We start from the raw sequence: 14052 nt of genomic DNA, 5'->3' as shown, positions 1-14052 counted from the left end.
GTCGGCGGGGTTCACCGAAATCTGTTGCCGGGCCCGGGACGTACGAACCGGCTCAGCCGACAAGGGCTCCGACCCCGATCACGACGTGCGCGTACAGCTCCTCGGAGACCGCCAGTCGGGTGGTCAGGCCGGCGCGGGTGAAGGCGTCGACGGCCGACGGGGCCTGGTGCTCGCTCGTCTCGATCAGCAGGCAGCCGCCGGGCGCGAGCCACCGGCCCGCCTCGGCGGCGACCCGGCGCAGCACCTCGAGTCCGTCGGCGCCCCCGTCGAGGGCGACCAGCGGCTCGTGGTCGCGGGCCTCGGCCGGCAGCAGGCCGACCTCGGCGGTGGGGACGTAGGGCACGTTGGCGGCGAGGATGTCGACGCGGCCTCGCAGCTCGCCGGGGAGGGCCTCGAACAGGTCGCCCTCATGGACCCGGCCGCCGTGACCGGCGATGTTGCGGCGGGCGCAGCGCACTGCGGCCGGGTCGATGTCGGCGGCGTGGAGTTCGACGCGGCCGAGAGCGGCGGCGAGGGCGGCGCCCACCGCGCCCGAGCCGCAGCACAGGTCGACGACGACGGCTGCGTCCGGAGCCTGGGCGACGGCCTGGTCGACCAGGAACTCGGTGCGGCGGCGGGGCACGAAGACGCCGGGTTCGACGGCGATCCGCAATCCCTTGAACTCGGCCCAGCCCAGGACGAGTTCAAGGGGCAGTCCGGCACGGCGGCGGTCCACCATAGCGGCGGCCTCGGCCGGGGTGCGGGCGGCGCCGAGGATCAGCTCCGCCTCGTCCTCGGCGAAGACGCAGCCCGCGGCACGCAGCGCGGCGACGACGGAGGGGCGGGAGGGGCGGGAGGGGCTGGACGGCGAAGCGGAAGGAGGAGCGGGCATGAAACCGAGAGCCTTTCGGAAGCCGAAGGGCGCTCTCACGGCCACCTAGAGCCGGTGATCCGCGCTGTCGTGAGGGGAGAGCACCCGACCTGACACAGCAGTAATGGGTCTCACCTCCTCGGCCTCGCAACGGCTGGGACCACCCGCAGCCGGACGGCCACCCTACCCGAAGGGTCGGACGCTCACCGCGTACGGTGGTCCGCGTACGCACCGATCACGCTCTACCGGCGGGCCGCCGCACCGGCGGCCTGGAGGCACCACCCGCATGAACGTCACCCGAGGCTTCACCGGGCGCCCGCGCGTCGACAACCCGGGGCTGCCGCCCGGGCAGTACGACGCGGGCGACGACTGGCCCGTCCTGTCCGCCGAGGTCACGCCCGACCTCACGCCCGCCGACTGGACCTTCCGCATCGACGGCCTCGTCGAGGAGCCGCTCACCTGGGACTGGGATGCGGCCCACGCGCTGCCGGCGTCGGTGTACGAGGGCGACATCCACTGCGTGACCAGCTGGTCGAAGTTCGGGGTGCGGTTCGGGGGTGTGTCCCTGGACGCGTTCCTGGAGCGGGTGCGGCCGCTGCCGTCCGCCACCCATGCGGTGGCGTACGCGCACACCGGGTACACCACGAACCTCCCGCTCGCCGACCTCACCGGCTCACGTGCCTGGATCGCGTGGGAGTACGACGGCCGACCGCTCACGCCCGAGCACGGCGGTCCGGCGCGGCTGCTCGTGCCGCACCTGTACTTCTGGAAGAGCGCCAAGTGGATCGCCGGCCTGCGGCTGCTCGACCACGACGAGCCCGGATTCTGGGAGCAGAACGGCTACCACGCGCGCGGCAACCCCTGGGAGGAGCAGCGGTACTCCGGTGACTGAGATCTTCACTCCTCCGACCCGGTTCGCCGTCCCCGGGCGCATCGCCGTCGGCAACGGGACCGCGAACCGCTGGCAGACCGCCACGCTCACCGAGATCCGCCGCGAGACCCCGCGCGCCGCGACCTTCCGGTTCGCGGTGCCCGCCTGGGCGGGGCACCTGCCGGGCCAGCACCTGATGCTGCGGCTGACCGCCGCGGACGGCTACACGGCCCAGCGCCACTACTCGATCGCGTCCGCGCCGGACGACTCCGGGCACATCGAGCTGACCTTGGACCATGTCGACGGCGGCGAGGTCTCCGGCTGGTTCCACACCGAGGCCCGGCCGGGCGACCGGGTCGAGGTGCGCGGCCCGCTGAGCGGCTTCTTCGCCTGGCCGGGCGACCGTGCGGCGCTGCTGATCGGCGCGGGATCCGGGGTCGTACCGCTGATGTCGATGGTGCGCCACCACCGGGCACGGGACCTGTCCGTGCCGCTACGGCTGCTGGTGTCCGCGCGCGGTCCCGAGCAGCTCATCTACGCGGCGGAGTACGGCCCGGAGACGACGCCCGTGTTCACGCGGAGCGCCCCGCAGGGTCTGCCCGTGGGACGTCTGACGGCCGCCCATGTGGCGCCGCTCCTGGCCGAGCGGCCTCCCGGTGGGTGGGAGGCCTATGTGTGCGGCTCCAATGCCTTCGCCGAGCATGCGTCGCGTCTGCTCGTCGCGGCCGGCCAGCCGGTGGACCGTATCCGGATCGAACGCTTCGGCTGAGCCCCGGCGCTCCCCGGCTCGTCCCGCGCGGCGGCCGTTCGTCGTGAACGAAGTCCCGTGGACGGGGTACGAGATCCATGTGGCACTCGCACGCATACGTGGCGGCCCGAGGGAGCGAGGGTACGGCTCCCGGGGCCTCCGGTGACGGCGAGGAGGCGGGCATGGGAACCCGGGTGCGCGGCTGGCGGTGGCGGCGCAATCCGCTGCGACGCCGGTCGGACGTCGTCGAGGCGTGGACGGTGCTGGCCGTCGCCGTCCTGCTGTTGCTGGGCGCTCCACTGGCCGGGGCGGTCGCGGCCTGGTGGGCCCACGACGAGGCACGGTCGACCGCGGTGGCCCAGCGGGCCGAACGCCGGCACGTCCGCGCCGAGGTCGTGGGCAGAGACCCCGACAGCCTGCCCGCCCTGCACGGCGGCCGGGAGTACACGTACCGGGCGACCGTGCGGTGGGCGGAGCCGGGCGACGGATCCCGGACCGCCACGGCGCAGGTCCCGGCGGGCACGCGGCCCGGTGAGAGGGTCGACGTGTGGTTCGACGCGCAGGGCCGCAGTGTGCCGCCACCACCGGACGACGCGACGGTCTGGCAGCACACCTTCGCCATCGGCACCTGCGCCACGGCCGGCACGGTCGGCGTGGTGCTCCTCGGCCGTGCGGTCGTACGCCGGGTGGCCACCGGTCACCGGATGGCCGAGTGGGAGCGCGAGTGGGCCCGTACGGAGCCGGAGTGGACGGGGCGGCGGGCCTGACCGGGCGTTCATGAGTGCTCCGACCACCAGGCGGTCTGTCTCCCCTCCCCCGTCCATGCCCCGATCGAGGACGAGAAGACCTGGCGAGTGGTCCGACCACCCGCGTACGGTGTGATCATCAACGTCCTCTTCACCCAAGGCGGTCCTACATGGCGCTGTTCGACCTCCCCCTCGACGAACTCCGCGAGTACCACAGCTCCTCCAGCGAGCCCGAGGACTTCGACGCCTTCTGGTCCAAGACCCTGCAGGAGGCGCGCGAGTACGACCTGGACGCCCGGTTCGAACCGGTCGACACAGGACTGTCGACGGTGACGGTGTACGACGTGACCTTCGCCGGATTCGGCGGGCACCCGGTGAAGGGGTGGCTGACGCTGCCCGCCGCGGCGGAGGAACCACTGCCGCTGGTCGTGGAGTTCATCGGCTACGGGGGCGGGCGCGGTCTGCCGCACGAGCACCTGCTGTGGGCGTCCACGGGCCGCGCGCACTTCGTGATGGACACCCGCGGCCAGGGCAGCGCCTGGGGCGGCGGTGGCGGCACCCCCGATCCGGTCGGCGGCGCGCCCGCGTACCCCGGTTTCATGACCCGCGGCATCGACGCGCCGGAGAACTACTACTACCGCCGGGTGTTCACGGACGCGGTGCGCGCCGTCGACGCGGCCCGCTCGCATCCGCTCACCGATGCGGCCCGGACCGTGGCGCTCGGCGCCAGCCAGGGCGGCGGCATCACCATCGCCGTCGGCGGTCTGGTCCCCGACCTGGTCGCGGTCGCGCCGGACGTGCCGTTCCTGTGCGACTACCCGCGGGCGGCAACGCTGACGGACCGTCACCCGTACCGCGAGATCGGCCTGTACCTCAAGACCCACCGCGGCCGCGGCGAGGACGCCCTGCGCACGCTCTCCTACTTCGACGGCGTGCACTTCGCCGCCCGCGGCCGGGCCCCCGCGCTGTTCTCGGCGGCGCTGGAGGACCAGACCTGCCCGCCGTCCACCGTCTTCGCCGCCTTCAACGCCTGGGCGCACGAGGACAAGGCGATCGAGGTGTACGAGTTCAACGACCACGAGGGCGGAGGCCCGTACCAGCAGGCCGCCAAGGTGCGCTGGCTGCGGTCCTACGCCTGAGCGGAACGCCACTTCCCTCCGGTCCGACCAGTCGGTACGTTCAGGGAGCCCGGGCCGCAGGGCCGCGGACCGGGCTTCCGACGGACGACGGAGGGGCCATGCCCGAGCGCACGCCAGACATCCACGGTCACTGCGACACCCGCTTCGCCGCGGTGCGGACGGCGTTCGAGGAGAACTTCCGGGAGCGGGGCGAGCTCGGCGCCGCGGTCGCCGTCTCGGTCGACGGCGTGACCGTGGTCGACCTGTGGGGCGGCTGGGCCGACGCGGCCCGCACCCGGGCCTGGGAACGCGACACGCTGGTCAACGTCTGGTCGACGTCCAAGGGTCCGGTGGCGTTGTGCGCGCACATCCTCGCCGACCAGGGCCTGCTCGACCTCGACGCCCCGGTGGCCGCGTACTGGCCGGAGTTCGCCGCGGCCGGCAAGGAGAAGATCCTCGTACGGCATCTGCTGTCGCACCGCGCCGGACTCTCCGGCCCGCGCGAGCCGCACACCTTCGCCGATCTGTGCGACTGGGAGGTGACGACGGGCCGACTGGCGGCGATGGAGCCGTGGTGGGAACCGGGGACGCGGTCCGGGTACCACGCGCTGACGTACGGCCACCTGGTCGGCGAGGTCGTCCGGCGGGTGTCGGGGCTGCTGCCGGGCGCGTTCCTGGAGCGTGAGGTGACCGGGCCGCTCGGGCTCGACTTCACCATCGGACTGCCGGAGAAGGAGGCCGCGCGGGCGGCGGAGCTGGTGCATCCGCGGGTCGCGCCCAGCAGCGAACAGACGGCGATCTTCAGCCAGTTGGCGCCCGCCGCGCTTGCCGCGCTGACCAATCCCGTGGTGGGCGCGGCCGAGGCCAACACGCCCGAGTGGCGGGCCGCCGAGATCCCCGCCGCGGGCGGCCACGGCACCGCGCGGGCGGTCGCCGCCCTGTACGGGATCTTCTCGGGCCGGGGTACGTACGACGGCCACCGCATCCTGTCCCCCGAGGCGGCCGAGCGGGTGCGCGAGGGGCAGGGCGCCTGCCGGGACCTGGTCCTGGGTGCCGGGTTCGACGGGGATACGGAGGCCGGGCTGGGACTGTGGCTGAGCGGGCCGCACGGCTCGTACGGGCCCAATCCGCGGGCCTTCGGGCACGACGGTTTCGGCGGGTCCTGCGGGCTGGCGGATCCGGAGGCGGGGGTGTCGCTGGGCTACGTGATGAACCGCATGGGGCCGCACATCGCGAACGACCCACGCAAGATGGCGCTGGTCGACGCCTTGTACGGCGCGCTGTGACGGCCGAGTGGACCTGTCCTGTTTCGGTCGAACCCGCGGACCGCACTTCCATGCTGGTTTAGACCAATGCTAGATCTGGTGGCGCAATGAGCCCGCACGGCTACGGCACGTCACCAACAGGAGGGCGCGGCATGGCCCGCACCACCCCGCACGACCACCCGCACACCGACGGACAACCCCTGTACCGGCGGATCGCGACAGAGCTGCTCGGCGAGCTACGGAACGGCACCGTCCCGCCCGGCGAACGACTGCCGGGCGAACGGCAGTTGGCAGTGCACTTCGGCGTCAGCAGGGAAACCGTCAGGCAGGCGCTGGAGGTGCTGCGCCGCGAGGGCCTGGTCGCCACCGACCGGCGGGGCAGCCACGCCACCCTCTCCGGCCCGCCGGCCGAAGACCCGACCTCGCTGATCTTCCCGGTCGGCGCCCGACACATCGCCGACCCGCGCGCCGTCGACCGCGCCACCGTCAGCTGGGAGACGCCCCCGCCCGAGCACGCCGAGGCGCTGGGGCTCGCCCCGCACCGGCCGACCCTGATGCACCGCTACGAGTCCGCCGGCACCGACGGCCACGGTCTGCGCAGGGCCGTGACGTCCTTCTCGGCCGTGGCACTGGCCGAGGTCGAGGAGCTGGCCCGGTATCGCGACCGCGCCGACGGCACCGCCTCGGCCCAGCTGCGCCGCGCCTACGACTGGATGCGCAGGGCCGGCCTCGCCCTGCACCACCGCGACGCCATCACGCCGCTCGCGGACACGCCCTCGGTCCGGGTGACCCGGCTGGTGCACGACCAGTACGCCCGCCCGCTGGAGTTCACCGACCTCGTCGTGGACGCCCAACCGGACGCCCTGGTCTACGAGTTCACTCTGCCGACGGCGGTCTGAGCCCGGGCACCGGCCCACCGGGCCCGGCGTGAGACCGGGCTCTGTGGGCCGGTGAATCCCCATGCGCGGGCCACGGACACGATCATGCGGGCACGCACCACCGGCGAGGCCGTCAGGCAGATCTCTTCGATCGCTACGACTCGCCGACCGGTGCGCCTGGCTTTAGCGTCGAGGTATCCCCGAATTCGTATCGACTTCCCTCACCGAAAGGAGCCGACTCGTGGCCGACCATGTCCTCGAGCCGGAGGCGCAGGAACTCGCGGATGCGACCGCGAATCCGCCCTTCCTCTATGAACTCGGCCCGGAGGGCGCCCGCAAGGTGCTCGATGACATCCAGGCCGCCCCCATTGAGAAGGCCGAGGTCGGCGAGGACAAGTGGATCACTGTCCCGGCCCAGGTCGGAGACGTGCAGGTCCGTCTCATCAAGCCGGTGGGCGCCACCGGGCCACTGCCAGTGATCCTCTACATCCACGGAGGCGGGTGGATCCTCGGCAACTCCGGCACGCATGACCGGCTCATTCGGGAGCTGGCCGACGGCACCCGGGCGGCCGTCGCATTCGTCGAGTACGACCGCTCGCCGGAGGCGCAGTACCCCGTCGCCATCGAGCAGGCGTATGCGACCGCCCAGTGGATCACCGAGAACGGGAGCAGCGAAGGCCTCGACGCCGGCCGCATGGCCGTCGCGGGCGACTCGGTCGGCGGCAACATGACCGCGGCGGTCGCTCTCATGGCCAAACAGCGCGGGGACGTGCACTTCGTGCATCAGTCGCTCTACTACCCGGTCACCGACGCCGGTCAGGACACGGAGAGCTATCGGGAGTTCGCCGACGGCCCGTTCCTCACGGCCCGGGCGATGGCCTGGTTCTGGGACGCGTACATCCCGAACTCCCCCGAGAAGCGAGACGAGATCACGGCATCGCCGCTACGCGCCACCCTTGAGGACCTCGCAGGTCTTCCCCCGGCGCTCGTGATCGTCGACGAGAACGACGTCCTCCGCGACGAGGGCGAGGCCTACGCCGCCAAGCTCACTCGGGCAGGCGTCCCGACCACGAGTGTTCGCTACAACGGCATCATCCACGACTTCATGATGCTCAACCCCGTCCGCTCCACCAAGGCATCAACAGCAGCCATCGAGCAGGCCATTCACGTCCTACGAAAGGCGCTCGGCACCCTCTAGTGCCGCGGCAGGCAACGTTCGCCCCGTCGCGACGCCCGGCACGCCCTCTCGCCGCACCGGCCGAAAGCCCAAGTACGTCCAGTACGAGGACTTCCGGCCGGCACGCCGAGAGCACGCACCGGACGCCGCTCCTTGACGGGCAAACGTTGCCTGCCGCGGCACTAGCCGGGACCGGTTCCGGAAAATGCCGGTTGCAGCCACTCGTTGACGGCTGGGACCAGCACGGTCGCTCCGTAGCCGACGGCGAGCGCTTGTGGGAGCTGAGCGCCTACCCGGGCCGTCCGGCCACGACCAAGCGGACGCGCGGGCTGCCGTCGCCGCGCTGCCCGAACTCGGGCAGCGCATGGAGATCCACCCGGAAACCGGCGCGGTCCAGCTCCCGCAGGACGTCACCGAACCGGACGGCCCGGTAGTACATGACGAAGGGCGGCCGCCACACGGCGTTACGGACCCGCATCACCGCGTCGAAGCCCTCCAGCATCCAGTACGCGGCGGATCCCGGGCGGGGCGGGGCGACGACGGGAAACGCGAAGCACCCGCCCGGCCGCAGGACGGAGTGGACCTGCTCGAACAGACCGGGCAGCTCACCCGGGAGGAAGTGCCCGAACGCGCCGAAGCTGGCCACGAGGTCGAACGCGGGCCGGAACGGCAGGGCGCGGGCGTCGGCACGCACCCAGGAGACCCGCGGCCCGACGGCCCGGCCACGCTCCCGCGCGACAGCGAGCATGCCCGCGCTGAAGTCGACCCCCGTGACACTCCGCCGGCACACGCCCGTCAGCACGTCGACGCCCGCGCCGGTGCCGCAGCACAGGTCGAGCCCGTCCTCGAACGGCCCGATCCGCCGCAACGCCGCCGCGGTGGCCTCCAGCACCGCGTCCGGCGTGCGGAAGGGTGTGTGGTCGAACTTCGGGGCGAGCAGGTCGTAGCCGCGCTCGACGGAGGACAGCGCCTGTACGGCGAGCTCGCGGAGGCTGGGACCTTCGGGGCTGAACATCGACATCAGCTTAGTCGCGCCTGGGCAGCAGGAACGGCGTCGCCAGGATCAGGACCCCGGCGATCCCGATGGCGGCGCGCGGGCCCGTGACGGTGCTCTCCCCAGGCCACTGAGGCGTACGTCACAGCGGCAGGCGCCCATCGAGTGGTAAGGTGCCGGTGGCACTTGTGTACGCCTCCATGTGGCGCCGGTGCCGGTTTCCTTCCTCAGTTCGCCGAGCCGCCCGCCGTTCCGCGGCCGGTACGGCAGCTTCTCAGCGCACCTCATCTCCAGACCTGCCGGTCCGTCGCCGAGGTGCTGTTCTCCGCCGCCCGGAGGCACGTACGTACGCCCTCCCCTGCGGCTCTCCCCTCCCTTGCTCCCGCATACCTGTGTCCCAGGCTCTCCGTCCGTGAAAGGACCGACCACCATGACCGCCACTCTCGAACACCCTCCCCTCCAGCAGCAGGCTCAGGCCGTCACCGGTGTCGTCGACATCGACGCGGGCGGCAAGGCACACCTGCGCGCCGCGAACTGCCTTCCGACGTCCGCCGATCCGCAGGTCCCGGCCGCGCTGATCCGCCGGTACGGACTGCGCAAGGGCGACCTCGTCGAAGGCGTACGCGGCTCCCAGCGCACCCTGACCGAGGTCGCGCACGTGAACGGCCGCACACCAGAAGAGGTCCGCGGTCGCCGACACTTCCGCGACCTCACACCCCTCCACCCGCGCGAACGACTCCGCCTCGAACACCCGGCGTCCGGTCTCGCCGGGCGCGTCGTCGACCTGCTCTCGCCCGTCGGCAAGGGGCAGCGCGGGCTCCTCGTGGCCCCGCCCAAGACCGGCAAGACCGTGCTGCTCCAGCAGATCGCGGCCGCCGTCGCCGGCAACCACCCCGAATGCCGGCTGATGGTGGTGCTGCTCGACGAACGCCCCGAGGAAGTCACGGACATGCGGCGCTCGGTGCGGGGCGAGGTGTACGCCTCGACCTTCGACCAGACACCCAGGCAGCACATCGCGCTCGCCGAGCTGGTGATCGAGCGGGCCAAGCGGCTCGTCGAGGCCGGCGAGGACGTCGTGATCCTCCTCGACTCGCTGACCCGGCTGTGCCGGGCGCACAACAACGCGGCCGCCTCCGGTGGCCGCACCCTCAGCGGTGGCGTCGACGCGGCCGCGCTGATCGGCCCCAAGCGCTTCTTCGGCGCCGCCCGCCTGGCCGAGGAGGGCGGATCGCTGACCATCCTCGCCACCGCCCTGGTCGAGACCGGCTCCCGCGCCGACGACTACTTCTTCGAGGAGCTCAAGAGCACCGGCAACATGGAGCTCCGACTGAGCCGTGAACCGGCCTCCCGCCGGGTCTTCCCGGCCGTCGACATCACGGGCTCCGGCACCCGCCGCGAGGAACTCCTCCTGTCCCCGCCCGAGTTGACCGCCGTACACGGGCTGCGGCGCGCCCTGCGCACCCGCGACGGCGAGGCGAGCCTGGAGACCCTGCTGGAGCGGATGCGCGCGACCCCCGACAACGCGACGTTCCTGCGCCGGATCCAGCCGACGCTGCCCGCCCGCCGGGGAGACTGACGGCGGTTCACGCGCGTCCCTCCGGTGCGGCATCCGGGTGCACGCCTGCCGCATTCGGCCCTGACAGCGCGGCGTGGCCAGGACTTCGTTCCTACGTTGCTCATATGAAGATCGGATTCCCTTCCAGGGTGGCCGTGCCGACCTGCGGTCTCTGCGTCGCCGGCATCCTGGCGCTCGCCCCCGTCGCGGCGGCCGCCCCGACAGAGCCGGACCCCGGTGCACCGGGCGGGCCACGGGGGACAGCCCCGGTGTCGACCCTGCTGTACCGCTCCGGCACGCAGGCGCGGCCGCGCCCCGGGGCACCGCAGGTCCCGGATGTCTCCGCCCTGTCGTGGCTGGTGGCCGACGCCGACACCGGCGAGGTGCTCGCCGCGCACGACGCCCACCGCAAACTGCCGCCCGCCAGCACCCTGAAGACCCTGTTCGCCCTCACAGTGCTGCCGGCACTGCCCGGGGGGCTCCGGCACCGGGTCACGGACGAGGAGTTGTCGGGCATCGGGTCGGGCAGCAGCCTGGTCGGGGTCGAGGAGGGGGGCGCGTACCGCGTCACCGACCTGTGGCGCGGAGTGTTCCTCAGCTCCGGCAACGACGCCGTGCGTGTCCTGGCCGAGCTCAACGGGGGCTGGCGCACCACGGCCGCGCGCATGGAGGCCAAGGCCCGCACCCTGGGTGCGCACGACACCCGTGTCCGGTCGCCCGACGGATACGACGCGCCGGGCCAGGTGTCGTCGGCCTACGACCTGGCCGTGTTCGGCCGCGCGGGGCTGCGCAACGCCGACTTCGCGCGGTACTGCGCGACGGCCGAGGCCAAGTTCCCGGAGGCCGACGGCTCGGCGTACGACATCCACAACACCAACCGGCTGCTCACCGGCGAGGACGGTGTGGCGCCCTACCCGGGCCTGATCGGCATCAAGAACGGCTACACCAGCAACGCCGGCCACACTCTGATCGCCGCCGCCCGCCGCGACGGGCGCACCCTCGTCGTCTCGGTGATGAACCCTCAGTCGGGCGACGCCTTCACCGTCTACGAGGAGGCGCGGTCGTTGCTCGACTGGGGTTTCGAAGCCGCCGGCCGGGTCGATCCGGTGGGCTCACTGGACGCCCTGCGCAGCAGACCGCGGCCCGGCCCTCCCGCCCTGCCCGTGGCCGCGCCGGACACACCGGACACCGGGCCGGGCTGGCCGGCGACGGCGGCGATCGCGGCCGCAGCCTGTCTGGGCGCGGGGGCGGTCGAGCTGGCGCTGCGGCTCATGGGCGTCCGCACGGCGCCGGAGTGACCGACCGGCAGCCACATCAGCAGCCCGAGGGTGATCCAGGCATAGGTGTTGCTGCCGAGAAACCCGTCGACGCCGGACGCGTCGTCGAACCACAGCCACACCACGCTGGTGCACAGCACCGCGTACAGCGCGACCGCGACCCGCGGCTGCCCGGCCCGGATCAGCACCACGAAGGACGGCAGCAGCCACACGAGGTGGTGCACCCAGGTGATCGGGCTGACCAGACACGCCGTCAGCCCGGTCAGGGCGAACGCGGCGTACCAGTCCCCCGCCGCCACGGCCTTGCGGGCACGCCAGGCCCACACGCCCATCACCAGCAGCACCACCGCCGCCCAGACGGACTTGCCCTCCAGGTCGAGGCGGGCCAGGAGGCCCTGCAGGGACTGGTTCGAGACGTAGTCCAGCCGGCCCACCCGGGTGGTGTCCCACAGCGCATGCGTCCAGTAGAAACGCGACGCGTCCGGCGTCACCCACGCCGCCAGTCCCGTCGCCCCTGCGGCGACGGCTGTCGCGACGGCCGCAGCCCGCCACCGCCGGGCGAGCAGCAGCAGCGCGATGAAGATCGTGGGCGTCAGCTTGATCGCCGACGCGAGTCCGATGCCGACACCGGCCCAGCGTCCCCGCCCGGTGGCGAGCAACCAGGCGTCGGCCAGCACGAGCGCCAGGAGCAGCAGGTTGACCTGGCCGAAGCTGAACGTGTCGCGGAGCGGTTCGTACAACGCGAGCGCGCAGGCGGCCAGGGAGCAGCCGTACCAGCCGTAGCGCCGCCACGCCCTGCCGGTCAGCACCCGCAGCGACACGCCCAGGGCGGTCAGATTGAGCAGCAGGGCGATCGCGACCGCAGTGTGCAGGCCGACGAGGGCCATCGGCAGCATCGCGACCGCGGCGAACGGCGGGTAGGTGAAGCCGTACGTGGTCCCCGGCACCCGGTAGTCGTAGATGCGTCCGTCGTCGTGGATCCAGCTGTGGATGGTCCCGTGGTAGACGCGCAGGTCGAACCAGTCCCGTAGCAGCGGCACCGTCGCGGTGAAGACGGTCACGGCGGCGGCGAGGACGAGCACGAGCAGCAGTCGCCCGCGGTCGGTGCGGGACGCCCTCATGCCGTACGTCCCAGGACCGGGGCCTGCGCGGCCTGGTGGGCCTGCCACAGCACGACCACCGCGAGGACCCCGCCGGAGACGGCCAGCAGCAGCTGCCCGAGGTCCGCCGGGCCGCCGCTGGGCAGTACGGCGAGCGCGAGGACGCAGGTGACGGCCGCCACCCGGTGCCGTACCGAGGTGGTGGGCGCCGCGGCGGCGATGAGGAACAGCCCCCACAGCGCGTACCAGGGCCGGATCGCCGGGCCGAAGGCCGCGACCGCCGCCAGGCTGAGCCCCAGCGCGTACACCGGGCGGGGGCGCAGTCGCAGCCATATGACGAGCAGGGCGACCGCGGTGATCGCCAGTCCGGCCGCGTGCCACACCGGGACGGCGAGCGGCGCCAGATCGCTGCCCAGCCGTTCCAGCAGGGCGCCGGTGGCACGGCCGAGCAGGCTGGTGAGCGCCCAGTTGTGCGGCGAGACGGGTGTGTTGAGGGCGGCGATCCAGCCGTACCCGGTGCCGGCCACGGCCGTCGTGGCGACCGTCGTGGCCGCGGACGCGGCAGCGGTCGTCAGCACCGCCCGCGCCGGGTGGCGGCCCGCGCGCATCTGGAGCACGACGATCGCGGCGAGTCCGAGCACGGCGGGCGCCTTCACCAGCGCGGCCAGTGTGATGAGTACGGCGCCCAGGACCGGCCTGCGGCCGAGCGCCGCGACCAGGCCGACGCCGAGCAGACCGAGCATCATGGCGTCGTTGTGCGCGCCGGCCACGAGGTGCAGCAGTACCAGCGGGTTGAGGGCACCGAGCCACAGCGCGGCGGCCGGGTCGGCGCCGCTGTGCCGGGCGAGGCGGGGCAGCGCGGCCGCCATCAGGGCCACGCCCAGCAGCGCCAGGAGCCGCATCCCCATGAGGCCGGCGGGCAGTTCGCCGCTGGTCAGGCCGGACAGCGCGGAGGCGGCGGCGAGGAACACCGGGCCGTAGGGTGCCGCGGTGTGCTGCCACACGGGCGAGACCTCGTCGGCGAGCGGGCCGCCGAGACGGGACGGTCCGTGCGCGTACACGTCGATCTGGGCGTCCACCATGGCCCCTTGGGCGAGGTAGCTGTAGACGTCCCGGCTGAACAGCGGCGGGGCCAGCAGCAGCGGGGCCGCCCAGACGGCGAGGACCAGCAACAGCGCGCGTGGCGTGGGCGGTTCGGGACTGCGGATCAGCCGGCCGAGCAGGGCCCAGGCCGCGATCAGCAGGACGACGCCGAAGTACACGCCGACCAGCCCGAGAGCGGCGCCGGCCGAGGAGGGCGACAACAGCTCGCGGACGGGAAGGGCTCCGGCCGTCTCACCGCCCAGTGCGAGAAAGGCGGTACCGGCCAGACCGAGTACCTGACAGCGGCGGAGATCGACGGAGGAAGCCATGGCCAACACTCGGTCAGCGTGTCAACGCCGGGTGGCCGGAAAACGACGTTCCCCCTTCTGG

General features: G+C 73.0%; 12 protein-coding genes and 1 pseudogene. 9 read left to right on the top strand and 4 right to left on the bottom strand.

Annotated features, from left to right (window positions below; translation table 11 throughout):
* Positions 1-52: 52 nt before the first annotated feature.
* A complete protein-coding gene (locus ACKTSN_RS43320) occupies positions 53-871 on the bottom strand; it encodes a putative protein N(5)-glutamine methyltransferase (protein WP_409474070.1) in 819 nt (272 codons plus the stop codon).
* Positions 872-1136: 265 nt separating this feature from the next.
* Between ACKTSN_RS43320 and ACKTSN_RS43315 the strand changes: the two genes are divergently transcribed.
* The 7 genes from ACKTSN_RS43315 (at position 1137) to ACKTSN_RS43285 (ending at position 7674) form a co-directional block, all read left to right on the top strand.
* Complete coding sequence (locus tag ACKTSN_RS43315) at positions 1137-1742, top strand: sulfite oxidase-like oxidoreductase (protein ID WP_409474069.1); 606 nt, start codon at positions 1137-1139, stop codon at positions 1740-1742.
* Positions 1735-2490, top strand: coding sequence for a ferredoxin reductase (locus ACKTSN_RS43310; protein ID WP_409474068.1), 756 nt, complete (start codon positions 1735-1737; stop codon positions 2488-2490). Before ACKTSN_RS43315 ends, ACKTSN_RS43310 begins: the two co-directional genes overlap by 8 nt.
* A 161-nt stretch (positions 2491-2651) precedes the next feature.
* A complete protein-coding gene (locus tag ACKTSN_RS43305; protein WP_409474067.1) occupies positions 2652-3236 on the top strand; it encodes an Rv1733c family protein in 585 nt (194 codons plus the stop codon).
* A 149-nt stretch (positions 3237-3385) separates the two neighbouring features.
* On the top strand, positions 3386-4354 hold the full coding sequence (locus ACKTSN_RS43300; protein ID WP_409474066.1) for an acetylxylan esterase: 969 nt from the start codon (positions 3386-3388) through the stop codon (positions 4352-4354).
* A gap of 98 nt (positions 4355-4452) precedes the next feature.
* Positions 4453-5619: a serine hydrolase domain-containing protein gene (locus tag ACKTSN_RS43295; RefSeq protein WP_409474065.1), complete on the top strand. Its 1167-nt coding sequence runs from the start codon at positions 4453-4455 to the stop codon at positions 5617-5619.
* Positions 5620-5750: 131 nt separating this feature from the next.
* On the top strand, positions 5751-6497 hold the full coding sequence (locus ACKTSN_RS43290; RefSeq protein WP_409474064.1) for a GntR family transcriptional regulator: 747 nt from the start codon (positions 5751-5753) through the stop codon (positions 6495-6497).
* 220 nt (positions 6498-6717) lie between these two features.
* The gene (locus ACKTSN_RS43285; protein ID WP_409474063.1) at positions 6718-7674 is read left to right on the top strand and encodes an alpha/beta hydrolase; all 957 of its coding nucleotides are present in this window, start codon (positions 6718-6720) and stop codon (positions 7672-7674) included.
* A gap of 268 nt (positions 7675-7942) precedes the next feature.
* On the opposite strand, the gene ACKTSN_RS43280 is transcribed toward ACKTSN_RS43285, so the two are convergent.
* Positions 7943-8668, bottom strand: coding sequence for a class I SAM-dependent methyltransferase (locus tag ACKTSN_RS43280; RefSeq protein WP_409474062.1), 726 nt, complete (start codon positions 8666-8668; stop codon positions 7943-7945).
* A gap of 409 nt (positions 8669-9077) precedes the next feature.
* On the opposite strand from ACKTSN_RS43280, the gene rho reads away from it, so the two are divergent.
* The gene (gene rho, locus ACKTSN_RS43275) at positions 9078-10223 is read left to right on the top strand and encodes a transcription termination factor Rho (RefSeq protein ID WP_409474061.1); all 1146 of its coding nucleotides are present in this window, start codon (positions 9078-9080) and stop codon (positions 10221-10223) included.
* Positions 10224-10327: 104 nt separating this feature from the next.
* Positions 10328-11164, top strand: a pseudogene (locus ACKTSN_RS43270) (D-alanyl-D-alanine carboxypeptidase family protein); the annotation flags it as partial.
* A gap of 83 nt (positions 11165-11247) precedes the next feature.
* On the opposite strand, the gene ACKTSN_RS43265 reads toward ACKTSN_RS43270, so the two are convergent.
* Together ACKTSN_RS43265 and mptB are read right to left on the bottom strand one after the other, a co-directional pair.
* A complete protein-coding gene (locus ACKTSN_RS43265; protein WP_409474060.1) occupies positions 11248-12600 on the bottom strand; it encodes a glycosyltransferase 87 family protein in 1353 nt (450 codons plus the stop codon).
* Entirely contained in the window at positions 12597-13991 is a 1395-nt protein-coding gene (mptB, locus tag ACKTSN_RS43260) for a polyprenol phosphomannose-dependent alpha 1,6 mannosyltransferase MptB (RefSeq protein WP_409474059.1), read from the bottom strand. Before mptB ends, ACKTSN_RS43265 begins: the two co-directional genes overlap by 4 nt.
* Between the last annotated feature and the right edge of the window lie 61 nt (positions 13992-14052).

It is taken from the genome of Streptomyces flavusporus (assembly GCF_046267975.1).
In the GTDB taxonomy this organism is placed as follows: domain Bacteria; phylum Actinomycetota; class Actinomycetes; order Streptomycetales; family Streptomycetaceae; genus Streptomyces; species Streptomyces flavusporus.
Note: the sequence above shows the minus strand (reverse complement) of the source record. Positions and strands in the feature narration are given on the sequence as shown.